General features: G+C 45.9%; 15 protein-coding genes and 1 pseudogene. 4 read left to right on the top strand and 12 right to left on the bottom strand.

What is annotated here, in order from left to right; genetic code table 11:
• Positions 1–56 precede the first annotated feature (56 nt).
• The 8 genes from VB073_RS04795 to VB073_RS04760 form a co-directional block, all read right to left on the bottom strand.
• Positions 57–4,154, bottom strand: a complete 4,098-nt coding sequence (locus VB073_RS04795) for a two-component regulator propeller domain-containing protein (protein ID WP_323403004.1) — start codon at positions 4,152–4,154, stop codon at positions 57–59.
• A 64-nt stretch (positions 4,155–4,218) separates the two neighbouring features.
• On the bottom strand, positions 4,219–5,604 hold the full coding sequence (locus VB073_RS04790; protein WP_323403003.1) for a PKD domain-containing protein: 1,386 nt from the start codon (positions 5,602–5,604) through the stop codon (positions 4,219–4,221).
• Between the two features lie 32 nt (positions 5,605–5,636).
• A complete protein-coding gene (locus VB073_RS04785) occupies positions 5,637–7,265 on the bottom strand; it encodes a hypothetical protein (protein ID WP_323403002.1) in 1,629 nt (542 codons plus the stop codon).
• A gap of 25 nt (positions 7,266–7,290) precedes the next feature.
• Positions 7,291–8,385, bottom strand: a complete 1,095-nt coding sequence (locus VB073_RS04780; RefSeq protein ID WP_323403001.1) for a hypothetical protein — start codon at positions 8,383–8,385, stop codon at positions 7,291–7,293.
• A gap of 23 nt (positions 8,386–8,408) precedes the next feature.
• On the bottom strand, positions 8,409–10,064 hold the full coding sequence (locus VB073_RS04775) for a RagB/SusD family nutrient uptake outer membrane protein (RefSeq protein ID WP_323403000.1): 1,656 nt from the start codon (positions 10,062–10,064) through the stop codon (positions 8,409–8,411).
• 6 nt (positions 10,065–10,070) lie between these two features.
• The gene (locus tag VB073_RS04770) at positions 10,071–12,920 is read right to left on the bottom strand and encodes a SusC/RagA family TonB-linked outer membrane protein (RefSeq protein ID WP_323402999.1); all 2,850 of its coding nucleotides are present in this window, start codon (positions 12,918–12,920) and stop codon (positions 10,071–10,073) included.
• A gap of 19 nt (positions 12,921–12,939) precedes the next feature.
• Positions 12,940–14,700 carry a RagB/SusD family nutrient uptake outer membrane protein gene (locus tag VB073_RS04765; RefSeq protein WP_323402998.1) on the bottom strand — a complete coding sequence of 587 codons (1,761 nt, stop codon included), beginning with the start codon at positions 14,698–14,700 and terminating at the stop codon, positions 12,940–12,942.
• Between the two features lie 4 nt (positions 14,701–14,704).
• Positions 14,705–18,001 carry a TonB-dependent receptor gene (locus VB073_RS04760; RefSeq protein WP_323402997.1) on the bottom strand — a complete coding sequence of 1,099 codons (3,297 nt, stop codon included), beginning with the start codon at positions 17,999–18,001 and terminating at the stop codon, positions 14,705–14,707.
• A 241-nt stretch (positions 18,002–18,242) separates the two neighbouring features.
• Between VB073_RS04760 and VB073_RS17420 the strand changes: the two are divergent.
• The 3 genes and pseudogenes from VB073_RS17420 to VB073_RS04750 all read left to right on the top strand — a co-directional run.
• Positions 18,243–18,404: pseudogene (locus tag VB073_RS17420) on the top strand (hypothetical protein); the annotation flags it as partial.
• The gene (locus VB073_RS17415) at positions 18,388–18,546 is read left to right on the top strand and encodes a glycoside hydrolase family 2 TIM barrel-domain containing protein (protein WP_416349503.1); all 159 of its coding nucleotides are present in this window, start codon (positions 18,388–18,390) and stop codon (positions 18,544–18,546) included. The pseudogene VB073_RS17420 and the gene VB073_RS17415, both read left to right, overlap by 17 nt.
• The gene (locus VB073_RS04750) at positions 18,528–18,656 is read left to right on the top strand and encodes a glycoside hydrolase family 2 TIM barrel-domain containing protein (protein WP_323403188.1); all 129 of its coding nucleotides are present in this window, start codon (positions 18,528–18,530) and stop codon (positions 18,654–18,656) included. The genes VB073_RS17415 and VB073_RS04750 overlap by 19 nt, the downstream gene beginning before the upstream one ends.
• On the opposite strand, the gene VB073_RS04745 is transcribed toward VB073_RS04750, so the two are convergent.
• The 4 genes from VB073_RS04745 to VB073_RS04730 all read right to left on the bottom strand — a co-directional run bounded on the left by VB073_RS04745 (position 18,649) and on the right by VB073_RS04730 (position 23,391).
• Positions 18,649–20,016, bottom strand: coding sequence for an alpha-L-fucosidase (locus VB073_RS04745; RefSeq protein WP_323402996.1), 1,368 nt, complete (start codon positions 20,014–20,016; stop codon positions 18,649–18,651). The two genes, VB073_RS04750 and VB073_RS04745, sit on opposite strands and share 8 nt — an antisense overlap.
• A gap of 7 nt (positions 20,017–20,023) precedes the next feature.
• Positions 20,024–21,451, bottom strand: a complete 1,428-nt coding sequence (locus tag VB073_RS04740; RefSeq protein WP_323403187.1) for an MFS transporter — start codon at positions 21,449–21,451, stop codon at positions 20,024–20,026.
• A 171-nt stretch (positions 21,452–21,622) separates the two neighbouring features.
• Positions 21,623–22,294: a bifunctional 4-hydroxy-2-oxoglutarate aldolase/2-dehydro-3-deoxy-phosphogluconate aldolase gene (locus VB073_RS04735; protein ID WP_323402995.1), complete on the bottom strand. Its 672-nt coding sequence runs from the start codon at positions 22,292–22,294 to the stop codon at positions 21,623–21,625.
• Between the two features lie 59 nt (positions 22,295–22,353).
• Complete coding sequence (locus VB073_RS04730; protein WP_323402994.1) at positions 22,354–23,391, bottom strand: sugar kinase; 1,038 nt, start codon at positions 23,389–23,391, stop codon at positions 22,354–22,356.
• Positions 23,392–23,647: 256 nt separating this feature from the next.
• Between VB073_RS04730 and uxaC the strand changes: the two genes are divergently transcribed.
• A complete protein-coding gene (gene uxaC / locus VB073_RS04725) occupies positions 23,648–25,057 on the top strand; it encodes a glucuronate isomerase (protein ID WP_323402993.1) in 1,410 nt (469 codons plus the stop codon).
• The last annotated feature ends 74 nt before the right edge of the window (positions 25,058–25,131 follow it).

Below are 25,131 nucleotides of genomic sequence, written 5' to 3'. Positions count from 1 at the left end.
ATTTATCTTTTTTTTATATTTTGTTATCAAATATCGATATATCTTCGTTATGGTCATCAATCTCTTTTTGTCTTACTTGCCAGATATTCACGTGGAGCCATATTGAAATACTTCTTAAAGGCCCGGCTAAAATTGGATAACTCCTGATACCCGACTAAAAAGGCCACTTCGGAGATATTATAATTGCCTTCTCTTATCAGGGTGGCAGCATGCGTCATCCGTATCTGGATAATTACATTATAAGGAGTGGTGTTCATTAATGCCTTTACCTTTCGCAACAATTGATTCGGACTCATTTTCAACTCGTCAGATAACAGCTCTATACTGAAGTCTGTCTCCGAAATATGTGCCATTACCACTTCGCTTATCTTTTTTATGAAAACCTGCTTCTGTGGGTTTTCTGCCAATTTTTCTTCATATTCATCCAGATCTTTCGATTGTTTATATTGCTCCCAGATTTTTTTTCTGGATAGCAGCAGGTTTTGTATTCTGGCATTAAGTATCGTTGCAGAGAAGGGTTTGGTGATATAGTCCTCCACCCCGATTTCATAACCTTCCACCACTTGAGAATCATTGTGAAGAGAGGTGAGTAGTATGATTGGAATGTGGTTGGTTTTTTCATTATCTCTCAAAGCCTTTACCATTTCAATACCATCCATGCAGGGCATCATAATGTCGCTGATAATCAAATCGGGGATTATATCCAGTGCCATCTCCAGCCCTTCCTGACCATCTTTGGCAAGCACAACATTAAACTGACCGCCCAATATATTCTTTATATAGGACCGCATATCGTAGTTATCTTCCACGACCAATACCATATCTGCATCAGATACTTCTTCTCCGTCGGTTTTTCCATCAAATATTTCGGGGAGACTCTCATTCGATGAATGCTCGATAATAGTTTTTGTCGTTTCGGTATGGTTAACGGGTAATTGAACTGTAAAAGAAGTACCCTCGTTTACCTTGCTCTCCACGCTTATTTTCCCCTGATGCAGATCTATCAGTCCTTTCGTGAAAGCCAATCCTATACCCGATCCCCCTTCATGCATTGTTTTCTGGCGTTTACCCTGATAAAACAGAGTGAAGAGCTTCTCCATCTCGCCTGTGGAAATACCTACTCCGGTATCTTTTACCTGCACTTGTAAATACCTTTTTTCTTCAATGATTATCTCGGAAAGGAGCATATCTACCTTCCCCCCTTCGGGTGTATAATGAAAAGCATTGGATATCAGGTTATACAGGATTTTATCCAACTTATCCGCATCGAAATTCATCCACAAGTCGGGTATGGTGGATACAACCGTATACCGGATCTTCTTCTCGGCTGCATGGAATGAAAACGTACCGGTTAAGTTGGTGATGAATTTAATGATGTTATCGTATTGAAGATTCAATTCCAGTTTGCCCGCCTCCATTTTCCTGAAGTCAAGCAACTGATTGATTAACCGCAACAGACGCTGTGCGTTGCGGTGCATTAACATGTACAACTCCTCCTCCTCTTTCCTGTAACTTTTTTTATCGATGATCTGAGTCAACGGTCCCAGGATCAGAGAGAGTGGCGTACGGAATTCATGCGATACATTGGTAAATAAATTGATTTTTATTTTTTCCATCTCACGAATACGATCCGCCTCTATCTTCGCGATATGAAGATTGTTCCGGTCCCTTTCCCGGACGGTGAAATATTTGATTATTAGATAAATTATCCCCATTAATAACAGCATGTATAAAAGATAGGCGTATACTGTTCTCCAGAAAGGGGGCTTTATGGTAATTCTCAGTTCGACTGGTTTTTCGTTCCAGATACCGTCGTTATTGGAAGCTTTTACCTTGAATTTATATTCTCCCGGATCCAGGTTCGTATAGATAGCAGTACGCTGTTCTGAACCAACTTCAATCCAGTCCTGGTCAAAGCCCTCCATTTTATAGGCATAGCGGTTCTTCTGTGGTGAGATATAATTCAGCCCTACAAATTTGAATGAAATGACAGAATGCCGGTGATTGATGATGATTTGTTTTGTTTCACTGATCGATTTCGAAAGAATACCTCCTTCTTTTGGAATAACAGGCTGATTAAATATCAGGAAATCAGTGATAACCACTGCCGGTTTACGGTCGTTTACTTTCAGCTTTTCCGGATAAAAAGAGTTGAAACCACCTTTGCCTCCGAAAAATAATTCACCATCTGCCGTCTGGAAAAAAGCTCTTTGTTGAAAATCTAAGCCTTGTAATCCGTCTGATTCGTTGTAGATATGAAATACAGCTGCTTGTATATCATATTTAAGAATACCGGATGTGGTACTTATCCATAAATTATCCGACTTGTCTTTGCATATACCAAAAACAGGATCACCATACGTCATATCAAGACGTTTGATCAGTTCAAAATGCTCTTCCTTTTTATCAAAGCGGTGCAGTCCTCCCATTGTCCCAATCCAGAATATACCATCTTTATCTTCGTATATATCTGTGATAAAGTTGTTTGTAATGGGTTTCCCGATACTGTCATATACTGTATAGATATGCTTTAATTTCAAATTCCGGCCGTATCGCCTCAGTCCCCTTTCTGTTCCTATCCAAAATTCCATATCCTGGTCACGGTAGATTACACGCGATTTCTCATCGGGATATATGATCTGTTTACTCTCGAATAAAGGTGTAAAAACACCTGTGTACGGATCATAATGTATTGTTCCCAATTCGGTGGCAAGCCAGAGCGTACGATCCCAATCTTCATATATATTATAAATGTTCCGATACAAAAAATCGGTGTTCGCAGGAGAAGGAATCTTGATTTGAGTGAAACTGTCATTCTGTGGATTGTATTTCATCAGATAATTGGAATATCCGCCTATCCATATGTTCCCCGAACGGTCCTCACATATTGCCTGATTGAAGCGGAAAAGGTCCGGATGTTGGGAACTGTTCCCCAATTGATAGCGTTTGATTGTTTTTCCGTCCGCGCTTATCTTGTCAATGCCGCTTACTTCCCCCACCCATAGATTACCTTTGCTATCTTTGAGCAGTGACAGCACCTGATTCTCCGATAATGAACCGGAACCGTAATGCTCTTTCTTTACCAATGAAAACTGAGACAATAGAGGACTGTAGTAATTAACCCCTACGTGAGTCCCAATCCATATGATACCGGTATTATCCTTATAAATGCAATTGATATTATTGGAGAGCAGGTTTTTCCCATCGGTCTCATTCGAATGGACATGGGTAATCCGTCCTGATTTCTTATCAACGATATTGATTCCCTCGTTGGTCGTGGCAATCCATAAATTGCCTTCTTCGTCTTCACAGACCGAACGCACCATACGGGTATTGATACCCTCCTCTGTATTGTCGGAAAAAGCGTATTGCCGATAGTCCTTATTCTTTTCGTCTAATGCGTAGAGTCCTCCATGTGCGGAGGAAACCCACAATAAATCATTCTTGTCGCCGTAGAGCGAGAAAATATGTTTGCACACACTTTCATCCGGTTTCTCCTGCTTCCAATAGGGATGAATTGTAAAATTCTTATTTGCGGTATCAAAGCAATATATTCCTCCTCCCCATGAACTTAACCATATGTTTCCGTTATTGTCGAGCTCGATATCTGTAAGCGCATTATTCAACGATTGGTTGAAATGTGAATCAAGGAGTGGATAATGGGTAAAAGCTTCCGTAACCGGATCGAACATATCCAGCCCGCCCCTGTCTACTGCAATCCATAGCCTCCCCTCTTTATCCTCAACAATCCCCGATACATCATTATAACTGATCGTATTTTCTGAATCACCGTAACGGAAGGATGTATATTGCCCTGTGCTTAAATTCAGCCTGCATAAACCATCGCCTTTGAGTCCTATCCAGAGATTATTCCGGCTGTCTTCAAAAAGGCAACGAATAGAATTTCCGACAATGGAGTTTGGTATCTGCGGGTTATGCCTGTATATGGTAATTTGGTAACCGTCATACTTATTCAATCCGTCTTCGGTACCTATCCACATAAAGCCTTTGCTGTCCTGAAGAATGCAGGTAACTGAACCACTCGACAGTCCGTCACCGATAGTCAGTTGGCTGAAATTAAAGGCATCCTTGGCAAAAGCTGTACAAAAAATATGTACAAAGGATATGGTAAGTATGATCAGTTTTCTTTGCATGTCGCCAAGATACTACAAATCTATTTAGATCAAATTATTCGGATCAGACTTCTTATATCTTATTTCAGGGCTCATACTTGTAAACCGCTACCCAGTCAACGATCAGATTGCCCGAAGCTCCGGTGCTGTTGCCTTTTGTCTCGGTCTGCAACTGCCAGCGCATAGGCGTATCCGGTACCCCTGTATTGGAGTCCAGCACCACTTTGCCATCAAGGATATATTTGATATTACCGGGACGCCACTCGATTGTGTAGGTGTGCCATTCCGTAAACTTTTCATTCGTGTGCACTCCCTCCTGACAACTGGGATAACAAGAGGGGTTTTCTGCTTCCGGACCGGCAAAATGATGAAAGCCTCCGATATTTCCGGCCAGTCCCCCTTCCGGCCAATCCTCTTCACCGTCATATGGCCATCTCTCGGATTGCGGCCACAATAGCCATGCTGCATAATATTCATGCAGATTGGGGCTGTCCACCTTGAATCTCGCCGTATAGCGCCCGTACATCTGATACTGGTTGCCATCGGAACCGATGACAGGTGACGGATTGGCTCCGGCAGGCTCACCATCTACGGTATGCAGGTAAAAGTGGAGGGCGCCATTCTTTACCGATAGGACTTTATCCGAACGATATGGTCGTTTTTGGTAAGTATCCTTATAGCATTTAGGGTATGCCCTCCATTGCTGTCCCTGCTCGCCCACATAGACAATCTTATGAGGATCACATTCGCTTCCCCAGGAACCGACCGGAGCATCTTTAGTGAAATCATCATAAAAGATCTGTTTCCACTCCCCTATATCTCCAATGGGTACAGGCTCTCCGGATACGCTGACGATGGGTATGGGAATCTCTGCTTTTCTGCTGTCGGCCACACCTGCACTATTCTTTACCGTCAGTGTCACACTATAGATTCCCTCCGAAGTGTATGTATGGGATGGATCTTTTTCGGTGGAAGTTCCGGAGTTATCCCCAAAGTCCCATGAATAGGATGTCCCATTCTCGGAGTGGTTCGTGAAGTTGATCTTAAATCCGTTATCCTCATCCCTCTTGAACGAGAAATCGGCCTTTGGATTATTCGGTGCGACGGTTATATCTATCTTTTTGCTGTCGGTTGCGCCTGCACTGTTTGCAACCGTCAGTGTCACAGGATAGGTACCGTCTGAATTATAGAGATGCGAAGGATTTTTTTCTACAGAAGGTTTGGAGTTGTCTCCAAAATTCCAGGTGACCGAAGCATAATTCTCCGACTCGTTGGTGAACTGGATATTAAGTTTGTTGGTCTCATCTGCCCTGTATGAAAAACTAGCCTTCGGGTCAGGTACTTTGTCTCTATGTTCATTGTCTTTGCCACAGCTTATAACCGATGGAGCAAAAAATATCAACATTATCAATATCAGCCCTTTTAACCTAAGAGAGGTTTTTGGGTATAAACTACTTGCTTCTTGTCTCATACTCATTTCTTTATTAATAAATTTCTTATCATTTACATTTCCTTGAGATAAAGATTGTCAATGATAATGGAGCCGGGACTGTCCCAACTGCCAAAGCGGAGTATAATATATCCTTCTCCTGAGAATTTCGCGGTAAACTCTCCTGAGGGCCTCTCTATATTCACTACCCATGGAGCAATTTCCTGCAATTTTCCTTTCAATTTATTACCCAGTCCGGTCGACTGCCAATTGTCTATATACAGAAACAATATTTCATTTTCCCAGTTGCCTCTGTATATATCGTACCAGACTCTTTCTTGCGGTTCATAGTGGTCAATGATTAACTGGAAATCCTGGGCGGTAGCGCCTCCGTTAGATGAAAAATCAGCTGTTAATTTGTATCTTTTATCTTTTTCCAGTTCAATCTTTTGATATACCATCACAGCTCCTCCACCTTGATCTGTTCCGTAATCGAATGCCAGATAACCATTGGTTATCACTGCCATATTCTCATGGAAGCCGTCGCTATCCTCCCCGTTGATGATTGTCCAGAACTGTTCGCTTCCGGGACCGAAATCCCCGCCTTTGATGAGATTACCCTCCGGTTCGGGTTCGGGATCAGGAACCTCAGGCCCTTCAGGTGTTGTGGAGGTTGTTTCCTCAAACTTCAGGTTGTCCAGGTCAAAGTATCCGGATCCGCCGAACCCACCGGCTTTGAACGTCACATAAACAGTGCCGGTGGCGGTTGCCTTGAACTCTTCCTTACCCCAGCATTTATGCTCTCCAATCGTACCTGATGCCGGTAGCGGACAACTCCACGAAGGATCGGGACCGAACTCCCATCCCGGCATATCTCCATTGGGACTATAGTCCGTACCATCTACAGGCTGGGTCGCATGCACGTAAAATTGAGCCCAAATATAGTTATTAGAAGCGAAACCACCATTAAAAATTTCTCCCGATAGCTTGTAGGTCTTGCCCGCTTCTACCTGTACTGCCTGGTAAATAGCCCAACTGGCATTATCCATACCTTTTATCCTCAGTTTCCCATCTTCAATACTTAAAGGTGACGGGCCGCCCATACCCATATTCACAATCGTCCAATAATTAGAATCGTCTCCGAAATCACCGTTTCTAAGTAGATTTCCTTCCGGCTCTACGGGTTCTTCAGGTTTGGGTATGACATCAATAGAATTGATAGTTATCGCGACCGTAGCATGCGTCTCGTCGATGCCGTAGCGGCTTGGCCGGGCCACCACCACCGCTATTGCCAACTGCTTACCATATAGGTGGGGATACTTCTCGATCAGTATATTGCGGTTGATGGTCAACTGAAAATCAACCTCCTTCTGGCCGTCCGGAACCTCTACCGTTGCGGGCACATTGTACAGGTCTGCCGGCATGGCGACAGCATCTTCAATCTCATCCAGTTTCTGCTTTAATAAAACAAGATTGGGCTGTACCAATACCGAGAATGCCTGCGGATTATCCTGTCCGGAGAGAGACACAGCCAAGGTAAATTGTATTGTACCCTCTTCCTCATTGAGGACGTAATCCTGCGAAACCTGCGACAGGGATATTAACCCCGGCTCCTGTGTGTCCGGTGCATCTTCCTCACAGGAGGAGATAAAGGCCAAAAGCAATAGAACTATGGTGTTCCTGAATAGATATTTTGTTTTCATTATGCTATCTGTTTTGTGTAACCGATCAATCTTCCAATTCTAAAATTTTCAAATTATCCACTTCGATCTTGCCTATCGAACCGTCCCAAACGCCTGCTTTCATCACAAAAAAGACAGTGCCGCTGAAATTGGAAGTAAATATGGCTCCCGGTGCAGCGCTTCCTCCACAGTAAAGATCCTGGATATTCCCTGATATGGTTCCCAGACAACCCTCTGTCCAAGAGGTAAACTCAAGAAATCTACCGAAACTATAGTCTCCTCCATATTCCGGTTCATTGGGATGCAGGAAAAACTCAAACCAACCATTGGTTACATTCTCCGTTTCTATATCTCCCCTCAATTGGTATTTTTTGCCCTGTACGACCTCTACAGCTTGATAAACTGCATAGTTGGTTTGAAGTGAACCGGGAGATGTGGAGAATCTTAACTTTCCGCCGGCGAAACTAATGTCCGTATCATGTGTCATGGGATCTTGCTTTACTACGGTCCAGTATGCCTCATCGCCCGGATTAAACTCGCCTCCGGCAAGAATATTGGGCAACACCGGTTCGGGCACAAACTCCGACATGTTGATGACTACGACTACTGTGCTCAGCTTATCATTGAGTGTATACCTTGTCGGCTTGTCAATAGACAAGGCAATTATCATGGATTTGTTCCGGAGATGACCGTATTCTTCCAAAAGCCTTTTCCTGTCTATGGTCACGTAAAAGTCTGCTCCTCGTTTCCCGTCGGGTACATCTACCGTGGCCGGAAAGCTATACAGGTCTGCCGGCAATTCGAAGGAATCTTCTATCTCTGCCAGCTTTTGTTGTAGCACTGCAGGGTTGGGCAGCACCGATACCGAATATCCCTGCAACTCTTCCAAACCGGAGCGGTACACGCCCATAATCACTTTTATCGTGTTTGTTCCGGTGGAGTCGATGATATAGTTCTGTAATGCGGCATTTTTGTCAAACGGTACCGGATAATGAATGGTATTGCCTCCGTCTAACAAGGCTGCCTGTGGCAGATAGATCAGCGAGTTGCCCCAGTCCTTGTCCGAATCGGCCTTCTCACAGGTGATAAGTGCTGCCAGCAGCACAACGAGGAGAAGAGAGTATATATGTTTTGTTTTCATTAGTCTATATTTTAAAAAATTCATTACCAACCTTCATTTTGCGTCAGGACCCCTTCTGATTTATTAATCTCAAATATCGGAATAGGGTGTCGGTACATACGGGGTGCATGGAAGGTTCTATTCTCCACGTCGACCATCTGGTAACTAAACGTGCTTCCCGTATGGGTGATCCGTATTCCCTTCAGCGGTTGGTTCAACACCGTTTCAGCATCTTTCCAGCGCAACAGGTCCCAATAGCGGTGATCTTCAAAAGCCAGTTCTATCCGTCGTTCGTGCTTGATACGTTCTCGCATTTCCATCTGGTTGGCAGCTATCACATCCGGCATACCGACACCGGTTCGCCCTCTCAGTTGGTTGATAGCCTGACGTGCTGAAAGGCCATATCCATTATCATTGTCGGGACCATAAGCCTCGTTCATCGCCTCTGCATAGTTCAGGACGATTTCTGCGTAGCGAAACACAATCCAACTGTGCAGTTCCGTTTCGTTCTGCGTCAGATTGAGCGCAGGATTGAGAAATTTTTTCAGATAATAGCCCGTACGGGAACTATTGAGATTGGCAGGGTCATCATTCCCACCCGGCCATATCTCTATTGTCCGGGCATTCCATGTACTGTTATTGTACACTATAGTCGCCGATAAACGAGGATCCCTGTTGGCATAGGGATTCTCCGGGTCTGGAGTCCCAAGATATTCGTATGCCTGTACCAGGTTGTGTGATGGAGTGACACCACTTGCTCCACCGGGCGTACCAATGGGGTAATTCATTTTTTCAATATCATTGTTACCTCCCAGGCGGATGGCGAATATCGATTCGGAACTCCACGTGGAATTGTCGCCCAGGAACAACTCCCCATAATCGGGGTGATAACTGTATAGCCCCAGACTGATAACATCGTGTGCTGCCTTGGCTGCCTTGCGCCATCTATCCAGATCATTGCCCGGATTGTTTAACGGGCTGGCTGCGTAGAGCAGGGCACGGGATTTTAGTGCCAGTGCTGCCCCTTGGGTAAAGCGGCCGTCGCGTCCGGCATCAAATTCTTTCCAGTCTACCTGCAAATCATCCTTCACCGCATCGACTTCCCGTACGATAAAGTCAATGATATCATCGTAGCTGTTCTGGGGCAGATGGGTATTCTCTCCATATTGTAATACTTTCGTGACCAAAGGTACACCTCCGTACCGCTTGATCAGATCGAAATAAAAATAGGCGCGTAACACCCTGCTCTCTGCCCTGAGCCATCCAATGTCCTGTACGTCGAGTTGATATTGCCATTTTTCATTCTCGCTAATCGTATCCCTGTTGTGTTTTAGCCTTTCTACATAATCTTCCGAATTTTCAAGGAAATAGTTGGCTGCACGTATGCCCGCATAATTATTGGAATAGGGATTGTCAGGATTGACGTAAGGAGAGATCGCTCCCAAATTGAACATCTGGGCATCTGAACTCGGATCGGTATTCTCCCCTTCATCGGTAGCGGCTGCAAACAGGTTGCCCGACAAGGTATAGAATCCGCTGTGCAGGAAACTATACGGCGCATAACCGAACCCGAACAAGGCTGAGTAACCTGTCTCGATCGTTTCATCGGTAGCCTGCGTATCCAATCGCGTATCCAGATGATCACAGGATACACCAAACAAGATAACGGATAACAGACATAACTTTATATATCGTTTCATAATCATTTAAAAACTAAAGGTTAAACCAACATTATAAGATTTCAGTCCCGAATAACCTGACAGGGTCTCCGGATCAAGGCCATATTTATCTGTCAGTTTGCTAAAGGTGAACAGGTTGACCCCACTGATATAGATCCGGGCATCTCTTATCTTCACCCTTTCCAACAGGGAAGCCGGTAACTGATAACCCAGTTCTATATTGCGTATGCGCAGAAAATTGGCCGATTTGATCCATAACGATGATGACTGATAGTTATTGAGATTATAGGCCGTAGACAAGCGAGGATAAGTCGCTGTATTACGGGTATCTATCCCCTCAGAAGGGTAATATGCCCATCTGTTGTTGGCAATGGCATAAGCATTGCCAAAATTATTAAAAGCCAATACCTGGCTGGCGGCATCCAACAAATCGATTGAACGGCCTCCCATACCCTGTGCCAATATGGACAAGTCGAATCCCTTGAAATCAAATCCAAGGTTGAAAGCATAGGTCAGGCTGGGTAACCAGGGTTTACCAATCTCTATCTTATCCCTTTCATCTATAAAACCGTCTTCGTTGACATCCCTATAACGTACGTCTCCGGGTTGTACAGCACCGAATGACGGAGCGGCTATGTTGCTGAGCAGCTGTCCCGAACCATCAAAATCGTTCACATCGTAGAACCCTATAGCATCGTAACCAAAGCGCGTACCAATGGTACGGCCAGTCTGTGTGATATTGGGAGTGGCAGGGGTGACCTCGGCCATGTACTCAATACGGTTGACCGCATAAGAGGCCATTGCGCCGATACGGTAGCCAAATTCATTTGATTTGCCCCGGTATTGTACCGTTAACTCGCCTCCTTTATTGTTCACTTTGCCAATGTTTGCGACCGGTGGGATGGTACCGAATAGAGCGGAGAGGGAGTTGTCGGTGGTGGGAATCCCCGACCTGTTGTCCACAAAAGCATCTATGGAGATATCCAATCCCTTGAACAGGGTCAGATCAATATCCAGGTTATATTTCATGCTTTTTTCGGCAAAAATCTGTGGATTGGGTGTATATAACTCCCCTTGACCCTGATTCCACTGAGGCTCTCCGTTTCCTGTCGGGTATGAACCCAAACCGGAATAATAGCGTTGGTAAAGATATCTCCGGCTTCCCACATCTCCGTCGTAACCGGACAGGCCTGCTGAAACACGAAGCTTAAAGAAGTCGATATAGGCTTGCTCACTGAGGAACTCCTCTTTGTGTAGCAGCCAGCCCAGCCCAACGGCCGGATAGAATCCAAAACGGTTTCCTGGTGCGAAATTGTCTGAGCCACTGTATGCCAATGACAGGTCTGCCAGATATTTGTTGTCGAAACTATAATGTACCCGTGCGCTGAGGTTCTGATTTGCATAGACGGTGTTGATGTCTGCGACGGCGTTACTGTTCGCATCATTTTTGTAGATGGACTGCTGAAAGTTGACTATGGCATGCAGTTTGTTTGCTCCAAAAGATGTTTCATAACCCCCTTCTACAAACCAATGGTTGTAACTCCATTGGTTGGTACCCCAATCATCACTGATGATATAATCGGTATCCACGTCCGGGGTCTGCCGTACCGTACCGATATACCGCGCATAATTGCGGGTCACATCATAGCTTCCGCGCGACCAGGTGCTGAACGATATAGCCTGACGCAGATATAACCCTTTTTGGATAAAATCGAGCTTCTCCTTGAGTGTGAAATTGGCCTGTATTGTACGATCGTGTGTGGAATTATAACCTTTTGCGTGTATACTGGCTACCGGATTGTCGGGGTAGTTAAGCGTGCCTGTCCAGGAGCCATTTGAGTTTTTGACCGGATAGATATTGCTCGGATAAGTTGCCAGATTATGCCATAGGGTACCCCCGGTATAGTTTGGGAAACGGCGGTCTTCGGTGCGTCCGCCCATATCAATCTTTCCCTCCACAATATCAAAGGCATTAAAATCGACATTGGCACGCAGATTGAACTGCTGCAAGCGTGCGTTGCTGTGCGTATCATCATTCGGGACATCGTACAAGCCATTGCTGTTCATATAACCGGTGGTTACAAAATAGCGGACAATCTCATTCCCTCCAATAAACTGTAGATCCGTCGTGGTGAAGGGTGTCTGCTCTTTCAGCACCTCGTCATACCAATCCACATTGATGCCGGAGCGGTTTTGATAGCTCTGCAAGTCGGCAGCAGAATATACCGGTGTCCATACACGGCCATTGTCGTTGCTGTAGGCCTCGTTGTAGAGTGTCGCATAGCCGTAGGAGTCCAGCGGCTTATTGATGTGAATGGGTCTTTGGAAGCCGGTACGGGTTTGTACCCGCACTGTCGGTTGCTGTTCACTTCCCCGTTTGGTTGTCACCCATATTGCTCCGTTTGCACCTTTCATGCCCAGTGAAGCTAAGGAGACCGCATCTTTCAGTACATTCACCGTCTCTATCTCCGTGGGTGAGAGGTACTGAAAATAAGTCCAGGTGGTCTGGAAACCATCTACGAAAATGGTGTAGTTACCACCATTGTACGAACTCATGCCACGGATAAAAAGGCTGGCACCGTCATAGCCAGGTTCCCCCGATCCCTGTATCACTGTAAGTCCCGGCAAAAGGCCATATAAGGTGTTGGACAGGTTGGCAGTAGGCGTCTTGTACAGTTCGCTGCCCGAAACCGAAGAGACAGCGCCTGTCTGTTCGGTGAGGGGAATGGCCAACAGGTGGTTTTTTACCTGTTGGTTGTCGTTATTCCGCAGGCTGTCAGGTAAGGTAGATTGTGCGAACAGCGTACCTGCTATAGCAGAAAATCCCACAAAAAAACAGGCCCTGGTCCATAACTTATCTGTTTTTTTCTTGTTCATCTTATAATTAATTTTCATGTTAATAGCCCGGATTTTGAATGATATAATCTTTATTAACCTCGCTTTTGGGGAATGGCGAGAGATACTGGTTCTGTGCCCAAAAACCGTTATATACTTCCTGTACCGTATAGCCCAGATAATCACTCTCTGTCCAGCCATCGTTGCCGTTAAGGTAGGTAAATGCGAAAGCTTTCTTCGACCCTCCGATGATACCATTACCGATATCTTTCAGTTTCCAGTGCTTGACATCGTACAGACGGTGCATTTCTTCGTAAAATTCGACGGCCCATTCCCGTTGGATAATTTTGCGGAGCGCATCTTTGTCCGTTACCGTCACATCGGGCAAGCCGGCTCTCCGGCGTATCACGTTCAGGTAGGTAAGTGCATCCGCAGGTTTATCCAGTTCGTTATACGCTTCGGCCACGTTCAGATAGAATTCAGCCAGACGATACAATGGGAAATTAAACCAATCCCTGGTGCCGGCACGGTACCAAAACTTGACCCGACGCCCGCAGGCTTCATTTCCGGCACGTCCTTCCCAGTTGGAACGTCCTGTTACATTGTTGCTGGACCAATAAGTATCACCCGGATTGTTCCAGGCATCTCTGCCGGCTGCCATGGCTGAAGCCTTATAGCGTGGCTCCATCTCCTCCATACGGGTGTAATAATCCACCGCATTCCGCTCCTCTCCTACGGCAGGCCATTCCTGCTCTGCCCCATCGACTTTGAGATATTGCTGCAACTGGTAAAAGCTCATGCCATTGCAGCCGCCTCCTTGTGAGTTGCAACTGTAGTTTTGCTGCCCAAAACCATCTTGCAGTTTGTATGCTAATAATACCTCTTTATTGCCGGGTGTTGATACCGCTATACCGTAATCGCGTAACGGATCACCGGTATTGATAATCTGGTAACCATTGGCCGATGCCCATTGGATGACCTCCAGACTGGCATCCACCGCGTCCTGCCATCGTTGCTTATCGGCCGAGCCAAAGCAGATCAGATTGTTGTGTGAGCCCAGAGACATATAGGGAGTGGAGCTGTTAAACAAGGGTCTCGCCGCATAGATCAGTGCTTCAGCCTTGACGGCTAATGCTATCCCTTTGGTCATGCGGCCTTCCATGCTTTGATCATGCTTGTCCGGAAGATAGGGATAAGCTTCATCACATTGCTCCAAAATATAATCCAGCGTTTCCTGCAAGGTCGCTCTCGGAATCTTCACATCCATATCGGGAGTAAGTATCTCTTTGACGAGAGGTACACCACCGTAACGCTTGAACATCTCCTGATAGCGGTATGCCGACAGCAGTTGCATCTCGGCTTTGACTATTCTTTTTTCTTCATCAGACATGTCCGGTACCTTGTCGATATTCTCGATGACCAGGTAATTTTGCCGTATGGATGCATAGTTGAACCCAAAACCGTCATCACTCCGTGCAAGACCCGATCCGTCGTCGGCTACCATACCTCCACGCTGGATAAGCCAGCTATCCTCCCAATTGAACTTGGTAGCATTGATCTCGCCCGACAAATGGCCTATGGTTCCGCCACGCAAATTCCATGTCCGATCATTGTCCCAACCGGAGATATTGATACCCGAAGCCAGCGAATTACCGTAAGCCTTGGCAATAGCGGACATCGCCTTCTGCTTGGTGGAAAAGATCGAGTCCACATTCAAGTCGCTGCCGATCGGTTTGCGCAGAAAATCATCTTCACAGCTAAAAAAGCTACTGATAACTATCATGAGCAACGTGGCACTTATTATATATTTGAAAATCTTCATCGTCTTAGAATTGTAATTGTAAACCAAAATTGTAAATCCGCATCATCGGGTACACATATCCCTGAGAGGCACCCCCCGAATCCTGTTGCTCGGGATCAATACCTTCTATCAGCCTGCGGCTATTCCATGTATAGAGGTTATTGCCGTTGGCATATATCCTCAAACCACTCAAGCCTGCCCGCTTTACCCAATCACCATTAAACAGATAACTCACCTCCACATTCTTGAGTCTCAGAAAGCGGGTAGAGGCAATCCAAAAATCAGACTCAACACCACTGATCGTGGAATAGGTGCGCATAGACGCTCTTGGGAAAGTAATCTCCTCGCCGTTTGCGGCTTTCTCCGGGGTCCAGCGCCCGTCGTACTGGAACTGCAGTGCATTTCCCTGCGTCATGTAGAAAGGGTTGAGCAGGTAGAAATCCCGTATCCGGAAGGTACCCTGGTCCGAACCTATGAACAATACCGATAAATTGAACCCTTTGTAGCCCAGATCGATCGTACTGCTGTAGCCCACACGGGGGTGGTTGCCATATCCGATGGGGATATTATCGTTGATATCCAGCTTACCGTCCCCGTCAATGTCTACATAGCGCAGGTCGCCTGACTGCACTTTGTTGCCGTCTATGGCCGAATAGGGCCTATTGTATGCCTCCTCGGCCGACGTATAAACTCCGTCCGATTTCCAGCCTTTGTATTGGTCCAGCGAAAATCCTGTGCTGTTCATCCATTCATAGGGGAACAGAGGTTCATCCTGAAATATAATGGTGTTTTTGGCATAAGATATATCTCCCCTGATGCCATACCTGAAGTCGTTGATCTGATCCGACCATCCTAATTGAAATTCAAAACCCCGATTGTGGACTATACCGATATTGGCCGGTGGCAGTGAGGCCGCCACGATGTCCGGCACAGTACCCAGATACCACAATATGTTGTCTCGCTTTTCCCTGAAAATATCTCCCACAAAAGAGAGTCTGTCTTTGAACAGGTTGACTTCCATGGATAAGTTGGTTTTGCGTGCCCTTTCCCAGGTTACGTTGGGATTGCCAACCACACTTTCATAAGCTCCCGGATAGAATGGGTCTTTGGTACTGCCATTACTGTTACCAAAATAATAACCATTCGGCCAGCCTCCCTCATTGGCCCATGTGCTGGGTAGATAGAGGAATCTGCGTCCGGCCAGCTTGTCATTACCCACTTCTCCATATGATGCGCGGAATTTGACGAATGAAACGTAATCGTTCTTTGGGAAAAATGGTTCATTGCTCAGCACCCAACCGCCCGAAAATGCAGGGAAGAACCCAAATCGCTTGCTCTCGGGGAAATTCTCGGAACCGTTGTAGCCCATATTAAATTCGGCAAGATAACGCTCCTGATAGTTGTAGGTGACGCGTCCGGCCAGCCCCATAAGGCCTTCCGGTACAGAAAACAACAGTCCGGGATGATAGGTGCGCTGTGCATTGTAGAGAAGAAGTCCTGTCAACGCATGATCGCTGAATTGACGGTCGTAATGCAGGGAGGCCTCCAGGTAAAACTGGCGCCATTTGTAGTTATTCATATTGTCGGTGACAGACTGCGATCCTACCGTACCTCCGATATAGACGATTTCAGCGGGATTGTCCGGTTTGCGCATGGCGGTATAGGTGGGTACCGATCGCCATATTTGTTTTCCTGTTGTATAGGTATCGTAGTAAGATACCGTACCACCGGCCGATAGTCCCGGAGTGATATAATCCATAGTATGTTTCAGTCGGATATCGCTGCTGAGATTGGTGGTCTGGCTTTGCATGATACCCAGGCCGAACAGGCTGGTGACAGGCGAAAAACCCCAACCCCCTTTTCCTTCCAGGGGATTGGTACCGGCACCGATAAAACTGGATACCAGCTTACCATCCACGATACCCGGCCCTGCGAAGGGAGGGCTACCCAATATGGCGACCAGCATGGCCTTATGCCTTGCATATGACCCAACAACATCACCATCTTGCGGATTTCCCATGATCCCTTGCTTGTTGGCAAATTGTCCGGCGATACCAATATTGATCTTTAGGTTATTCACTACGTCAAGATCAAAGTTGGATCGCATGTTCCATCTTCGGAATTCCGAATTGAGGTTGCTGCCACCATAGCCTGAGGGCTTGAAAACACCGTCCTGCGTGAAATAACCTAACGAGGCAAAGTATTTGGATTTTTCACTACCTCCCGTTACATTGAAATTATACTGTTGTTGACTTCCATAATCCCCAAACTGGTCAGCAAAATAATCGTTGTTGGTATAATAAAGCGCCGGACTGTTGAGCAGAGCCTGTCTCTGTTGATCAGTCAGACCACTCATGTTATTTACTTCTTCGGGGGTGTAATCCCTGTTGTTTTGGAACTTCCACAACTCATCATCCGTAAAGAGCAGGCGGTATTGAGCCGGATCCCTGTCGTTCCGGATGGCTTCGTTGCGAAACAGCCCATATTCGTATGAGTCCAGCATCTTGAGCCGGGTTGCCAACGCTGAAATACCCGTGTTGCTCGAAAAGCTGAATTGGGGCTTACCTTCCCTCCCCCGACGCGTGGTCACGATAATGACACCGTTGGCGCCACGCACACCATACACGGCAGTAGCTGAGGCATCCTTGAGTACACTGATGTTGTTGATCTCATGGGCATCCATCGTGTTGAGGATACTAAAATTGCTCTGTACTCCATCAATGACGACTAAAGGCTCCATCCCATCCCAGTTGAGCGTGGCCATACCCCGGATACGTAGTGTAGAAGCATTGTCGCCCGGCTCACCACTCGATTGCATGGCTGTCAATCCGGGTGCCCGGCCGACCAGTGCGTTGCTGATATTGGCAACGGGAGCCTGTACCAGCTCTTTCATGGACACCGTCTCGATAGAGCCCGTTACCGTTTCTTTTTTCTGTGTGCCGTAACCTACCACCACAACTTCGGAAAGCATTATCTGATCTTCTATCAAAATAATGTCTATTATTTTCCCGGGAGTTACCTTTATTTGTTGGGTAACATATCCCAGAAAAGAAATAGTGAGGTTCTCCACGCCTGAGGGAACTGTCAGCCGAAAATTTCCCTGACTATCGGACAGGGTACCGATAGTCGTGTTCTCCGCCATAATAGTGGCTCCAATAACCGGTTCCCCTTGTTCGTCCACAATTCTTCCCTGAACAGTAACGCCTCCATTGGGAATATTCTGGGCATTGAGAAGATCACCGGCAAAAAAAACAGAGAGAAGTATACAAAGAAAATAAGTACCTCTTGTTTTTCGTGTTTTTTGTTCGATTTCTTTTTTCATTTCATTTGTTTGAGTTCTTAAAATTAACAATAGCAGTAAATATGTTGACAAAATTAAGAACCCATCACCCTTTGATACTTATCATATTTTCACATTTTATTATCATATCTTCATTCCGGGGAGAGAATCTCAAAAAGATAGTATGCTCCCGGTAGAATTCAATATCAATAAATATATTAATATAGTTAAAATGAGGTTGTTGTGTAGGTTATAGGTCACACTTAAAGATGCAGCAGAGAGGATTCTTTTAGAAAAGATCGTTAAAACCGGAGTAACGAAACAGAAAGAACAATTGGCCTCAGTATTGATCCCTGTCAAGAATCCGAAGAAACGGACGGCCGAAACACCCAATCTCTATTCCGTTGGTATTGAGTTGATCGGAAGTAATCAGGTATTGCAGGCAATATCCCGTAAATATAGGATTTCGAAAAGTCGAAATAAAAGACGGATCTCTTTTAGTCAACGGAAAAGCCGTAAAGATAAAAGGTGTAAACTGTCATGAGTTCGATCCCTATACCGAAGATATATTACCCGCGAATCGATGATACGGGATATTGTGTTGATGAAACAGCACAACATTAACGCTGTAAGAACCTCCCATTATCCGAATCATCCGGAATTCTACCGGTTGTACGATGAATTCGGTTTTATTTGAAATCGGATATTTTGTAGACCCAAGCGTGTTGTGACGGGTATTCATCAATCGATAAAACCGGTGGGACAATGGTTAATCTGCCATTTTTGAATGATGAATGAATGGCTCTGGAGTATCCCAATAATTCGACTTTTCCTGCCTGCTGTAGCCCGGGAATAACGATATTACCCTGTCGCCATTTTTTGATGATGACATAGAGATTTCCCTCTTTTTGAGTAAAAGCGATATCCGGGTTTTCGGGTTTATGAGTATTTCGCCATGTACGGGAAGAATAAATTGCTTCTCCGTTTATCTTCAGCCATCGGCCTATATCGAGTAGCCGCTCCTGCATCACTACCGGTATCATCCCTGTGGCATCGGGTCCCACGTTTAACAGGAAATTACCACCATTGGAAACCTTGTCTATCAGGATATCGATTAGTTGCTTCGATGTGAGATAATGATCGGATGTCTCAAACCGGTTGTATCCATAGGATGTGCCTATACCCCGACTCTCCTCCCAGGGATGATCCGCCTTGTCCCCAATCCCTTTATCATTGTGTACCAGATCGTATTCGGTGGTGTAATAATCACCATGTTTACTACGGGTTTCCTTGCCCCATCGGTCGTTTACCACCACAAAATTCTTCACCGGCGATTCGTTGTATAGCCATGCCAGGAACTCCTCGCTTTTGAGTGTCTTGCTGTCGTAGTCCCATTCACCATCCGAAAAAATTATCTCAGGCTTATAGCTATTTACCAGTTCCTTCATCTGTGGAATCATATGGGTATCCACCCATTTTTCGATGGAATTCCGTGCGTACAACGGATGTGCCCATTCAAGCAACGAGTAATATAGTCCGAAACGCAATCCCACATCTCGTACAGCATGCGACAGCGTGTCGATAATATCGAGGTGGGGGCCCATCACAACGCTGTTCCATCGTGGCGTATGAGTACTCGGCCAAAGGCAGAACCCGTCGTGGTGCTTCGATGTAAGCACCACGTATCTGGCTCCGGCCTCTTTGAACAGTTCCGCCCATTCCGCCGGATTGAAGTATTCTGCCTTGAACATCGGGGCAAAATCGGCATATTTGAAGTTCTCTCCGTACTGTTTAGTGTGAAAATCGATAAATAACTTATTTCCGGATAATAGCCGGTTGTAGTAGTGTTCGGCATATTTCTCATAAATCCCTTCTACTTCATTCACGGGAGCATATGCAGGTACAGAATATAATCCCCAGTGGATGAAAATTCCGAATTTTGCATCCGTCCACCATGAAGGTATTTCCCGCTTGTCAAGCGACTGCCAGTCGGCTTGAAACTGTGCTTGTGCCGATGAGTACATCAAAATAAGAAGGGCGATAAGATACTTTTTCATCCTGTAATTACATATCGGTGATCAATTGGTATTTGGGAACAAGCGACTTCATGATGATCCATCCAATCAGATAAGCAAAGGCGCATATACAGAAGATAATGAAATAGCCTGCTTCGATACCTTCGAATCCCATGAATTTCATCTGGGTATTAGCGGTATAATCGAACAGCACTCCTGAACTCTTATTGATGATCAACGACCCTATTCCGCCTGCCATCCCACCGATACCGGTGATAGTACCGACAGCATGTTTGGGGAACATATCGCTCACCGTGGTGAAAATATTGGCCGACCATGACTGGTGGGCTGCCGCAGCAATACCGATAATGATTACCGGGATCCAGACCGATATTCCGCCTAACGGTTGTGCCAGCAGGATCAGTACCGGGAAAAAGGCAAAGAGAAGCATTGCTCTCATGCGTCCCTGATAGGGATCCATCTTCTTCCTGTTCATGAAATAGGCAGGAAAATAACCTGCTGCAAAAACGGAGATCATGGAGATGGCATATACCAGAAACACGTGCGGTGCACTTTGTGTGGAATTTAATCCGTAAACCGAACTCAGATAAGCCGGTATCCAGAACAACAGGAACCACCATACCCCGTCGGTCAGGAATTTACCAATGGCAAACGACCAGGTCTGTCTGTGCCGGAAAGCCTGTTTGAAAGAGACTTTCTTTCCCGCATTTTCATCTTTTATCGTCCCTACTGCATCTTTTTCATCATCCTGAGTGATATAGGTCAGCTCTGCAGCATTTACTTTTTTATGCTTTTCAGGTTTGTCATATACAAATACCCAGAATCCCATCCAGATAAATCCGATAGCACCAATCACAATGAAGGCCATCTCCCAGCCCCACGCCCTGGCGATGAAGGGGATGGTCAGCGGTGCCAGCAATGCTCCGATCTGGGCACCCGAGTTAAAAAGACCGGTGGCATATCCTCTGTCTTTTTTGGGGAAATATTCTGCTGTGGCCTTGATGGCGGCAGGAAAGTTACCGGCTTCCCCAATGGCTAAGACCAGACGTGCGAAGATGAAAAGTGTCACACTCACATTTACAATCATTGAGATATCACTAACCGTACCAATGGCTTCACGTGCCCCCAGGAAACTGGATGTCCATACTCCGGCAGTGATACCTGCTGTAAGAAGTCCGCAGAAAGCATGTATCACAGCTCCAAACGACCAGACTCCGATCGCCCAGAGGAATCCCTTTTTGGTGTCCATCCAGTCCACAAACTTTCCTGCGAAGAGCATCGATATGGCATAGAATAGGGAGAACAAACCGGTGATAGTGCCATAATCACTGTTGGTCCAGTGAAACTCGGGCGCAATAAAGTCAGCCCATGTCAGTGATAATACCTGTCGGTCGAGATAATTGACAGTCGTCGCCAGAAACAGCATCAGCACGATTGTCCAGCGGTGATTGGTCATTTTTACATTTCCTTCTTCGTTTAGTCTACTCATGATTTTATAATGATTATTGATGAAATACAGATAAATGTGGGTCGATTGCTCTCAGGATTTTCTGAATTTTATTGTGACAGATAGTATCAAAAAATAAAAATCGATTTATCCTGTGATTTATTTATGATGGATATGTCTCTATGATTGATACCTCTTGATAATGGAGAGGCTCTCCCTGCATAATTCGGTGATCTTATGCCACTCCTCGTTTTCCATAACCTCTTTCGGGAAAAGGTTGGAACCCATCCCTACGCAGGTTACTCCTGCCCGGAACCATGCCGAAAGGCTTTCTTCCGTAGGCTCTACCCCGCCCGTGACCATGATTTGCGACCAGGGCATCGGACCCTTGATATTTTTTACGAACGATGGACCACCTATATTGCCGCCGGGGAATACCTTCACGATCTCCGCACCCAGTTCCTGTGCCAACCCTATCTCCGAAGCTGTGGCACAACCGGCAGAATAGGCTATCATCCGGCGGTTGCACACTTTGAATATCTCCGGATTCAGCAGAGGTCCTACCACGAAGTTGGCTCCTAACTGAATATAGAGTGTGGCAGTAGGGGCATCGACGATGGAGCCGATACCTAATATCATGTCGGGGCAAACTTTGTCTGCCCATTTGATCAGTTCGCCAAACACCTCATGTGCAAAATCACCTCTGTTGGTGAATTCAAACGCCCTGATCCCCCCTTCGTAACAGGCTTTCAGTACTTTTTTTGCCACTTCCGCATCAGCATGGTAGAAAACCGGGACCATCCCCGTTTCTACCATGGTCTGATATACTTGTAGTCTTGTAAATTTTGCCATTCTCTAATTCAATTGATTTTCAGTTGTTATTCAATAACTATTGAATAATGCGCAGCGAACTATCTCACCACTCTTCCCGATCCGTCGCCTTTCATCAGCGTCTCCACTTCGGCTACCGTCACCAGGTTGAAGTCGCCATAGATGGTATGTTTCAGACAGGAGGCGGCTACTGCGAAGTCGAGCGCCTTTTGGTCGTCCCCTGTGTAAGTCAGTAATCCGTAGATCAACCCACCCATAAAAGAGTCGCCGCCACCTACTCTGTCCACGATATGGGTGATGTCATATCTTTTCGATTGGTAGAGCCTGTCGGAATAGAGACATCCGCTCCAGGTATTGTGATTTGCATTGATGGAACCGCGGAGGGTGATAATCACCTTCCTGGCGCGGGGGAACTTATACATCAGTTGTTTGCAGACCGATTCGAATTCAACTGCATCTACTTCACCTCCGGTCTCTTCCACCCGGAATCCTTCCGGCTTGATGCCGAACACCTTCTCAGCATCCTCTTCGTTGCCTAGGATAATGTCGCAACCTTTCACCAGTTCAGGCATAATTTCAGATGCTTTCTTGCCGTATTTCCATAAGTTCTTCCGGAAATTGAGGTCGCATGACACCGTAACTCCCAGTTCGTTAGCGGTATGAATGGCTTCGAGACAAGCATCGGCAGCCCCTTGTGAAAGGGCGGGAGTGATACCCGTCCAGTGGAACCATGAAGCATCCTTGAGTATCTCTTTCCAGTCGAACATTCCCTTATCTGCTTCAGCGATCGAGGAATGCGCCCGATCGTACACCACTTTCGATGGGCGGGCTACGGCGCCGGTCTCCAGAAAATAGATTCCCATACGATCACCACCTTTCACAATGTGTGCTGTACCGACATTCATTTTTCTGAGATCGGCGATGCACCATGAAGCAATATCATTCTCTGGTAGGCGGGTGACAAACTCCACGGGTATGCCGTAGTTTGCCAGCGAAACGGCTACGTTGGCTTCACCTCCGCCAAAGGTAGCGGTAAGATGATCCGATTGTATAAATCTCTTATAATCCGGTGTGGCAAGACGTATCATGATCTCGCCGAAGGTAATCACTTTTCGCATCTTAATGGTAAGATATTTTAAAAAAAAGCCTCTCTGCAGAAAAAAAATGTCGATTCGTTTTGTTTGTCACAGAACCTATTGTAATTTTGTGCAGGTACACAAAAGTAAAACTAATTTCTTTATCGAGAAAAAAAATGCACTTTTTTTCCAAAAAAGCAAGAAAGAGATGTTCAATCGGTCGAAATTAGAACAGATATGGGTGTGTTCGTGAACAGATACATATATAAAGAACGGGAAAATCCAAAAAAGATGTTATATGAAGAATTTTATTCATGAAAATTTTATGCTTCAGACAGAGACGGCGAAGAAACTGTATCATGAACATGCGGAGAAACTTCCGGTAATTGATTATCATTGTCATTTAGATCCCCGGGAAATAGCAGAAGATCGTATGTTCCGGAGTATTACGGAGCTTTGGTTGGGTGGCGACCATTATAAATGGAGGCTGCTTCGTGCCAACGGGGTAGAAGAAAAATATATCACGGGGGATGCTTCCGATTGGGAAAAATTTGAAAAATGGGCAGCGACCATCCCCTATACTATGCGTAACCCGATGTATCATTGGACGCATTTGGAGTTGAAGCGGGTCTTTGATATAGATAAATTACTGAGTCCCGAAACGGCTCGTGAAATATATGAAACGGCCAATAATATGCTCCGGCAGCCTCAGTTTTCAGCGCGGGGGCTGATGCGGCGCTTCCGGGTGGAAGTTGTCTGCACTACCGATGATCCCTGTGATACGCTGGAATATCACCGGCAGATCAAGGAAAGTGGCTTTGAGACAAAGGTGTTGCCGACGTGGCGGCCAGATAAGTCGATGGCAGTCGAAAATGGAGAGAGTTTCAGGGCTTATATCCGTCGCATGGAAGATATGTGCGGTTTCGGGATAGATAGTTTCTCTGATTACCTGAACGCTATCCGGCAGCGGCACGATTACTTTCAGTCCTGTGGATGCAAGCTGGCCGATCATGGGATCGACAATTTCTATGCTGAGCCTTGTACTACCGAGGAGGCGGCGACAATTTTCGGGAAGGTTACCCGCTTGCATGAAGTATTGACACCGGAAGAAGTAGTGAAGTTCAAATCGAAGATGTTGTATGAGAATGCCCTGCTCAATTACGAAAAGGGGTGGGTGCAGCAGTTTCATTACGGTGCGATAAGGAATAATAATTCACGAATGTTTGATAGCATTGGGACGGATTCAGGATACGACTCGATCAACGACCCCACAGGGGTGGCGAAGTTGGCTTCTCTCTTTTTCGACAGCCTCGAGAAAGAGGGTAAGTTGGCGAAATCGATCGTCTATAATCTGAATCCCCGTGACAACTATCTGATTGCAGCGATGATAGCCAATTTTCAGGATGGTTCTTGTCCGGGAAAGATCCAGTTTGGTTCGGGATGGTGGTTCCTTGACCAGAAAGATGGGATGGAAGACCAGATGAATATACTCTCCACCCAGGGGCTACTCAGCCGTTTTGTGGGTATGCTCACCGACTCCCGCAGTTTCGTTTCTTATCCCCGGCACGAGTATTTCCGCAGGATACTCTGCAACCTGATCGGTGATGATGTAGAAAAAGGACTTTTGCCTGGCTCTGAAATGGTATTTCTGGGAAAGATGGTGGAAAATATATCCTATTATAATGCGCTGGGCTACTTTCGTTTTTAATGAAGAGAACTTTACGGGAAATATGGAAGGATAGTAGTCTGGTTTGCCTATTTTTGCCCGGTCATTAAAATCAA

This window comes from Proteiniphilum sp., assembly GCF_034927365.1.
GTDB lineage: Bacteria > Bacteroidota > Bacteroidia > Bacteroidales > Dysgonomonadaceae > Proteiniphilum.
This window is presented reverse-complemented; position numbering and strand designations above follow the sequence as displayed.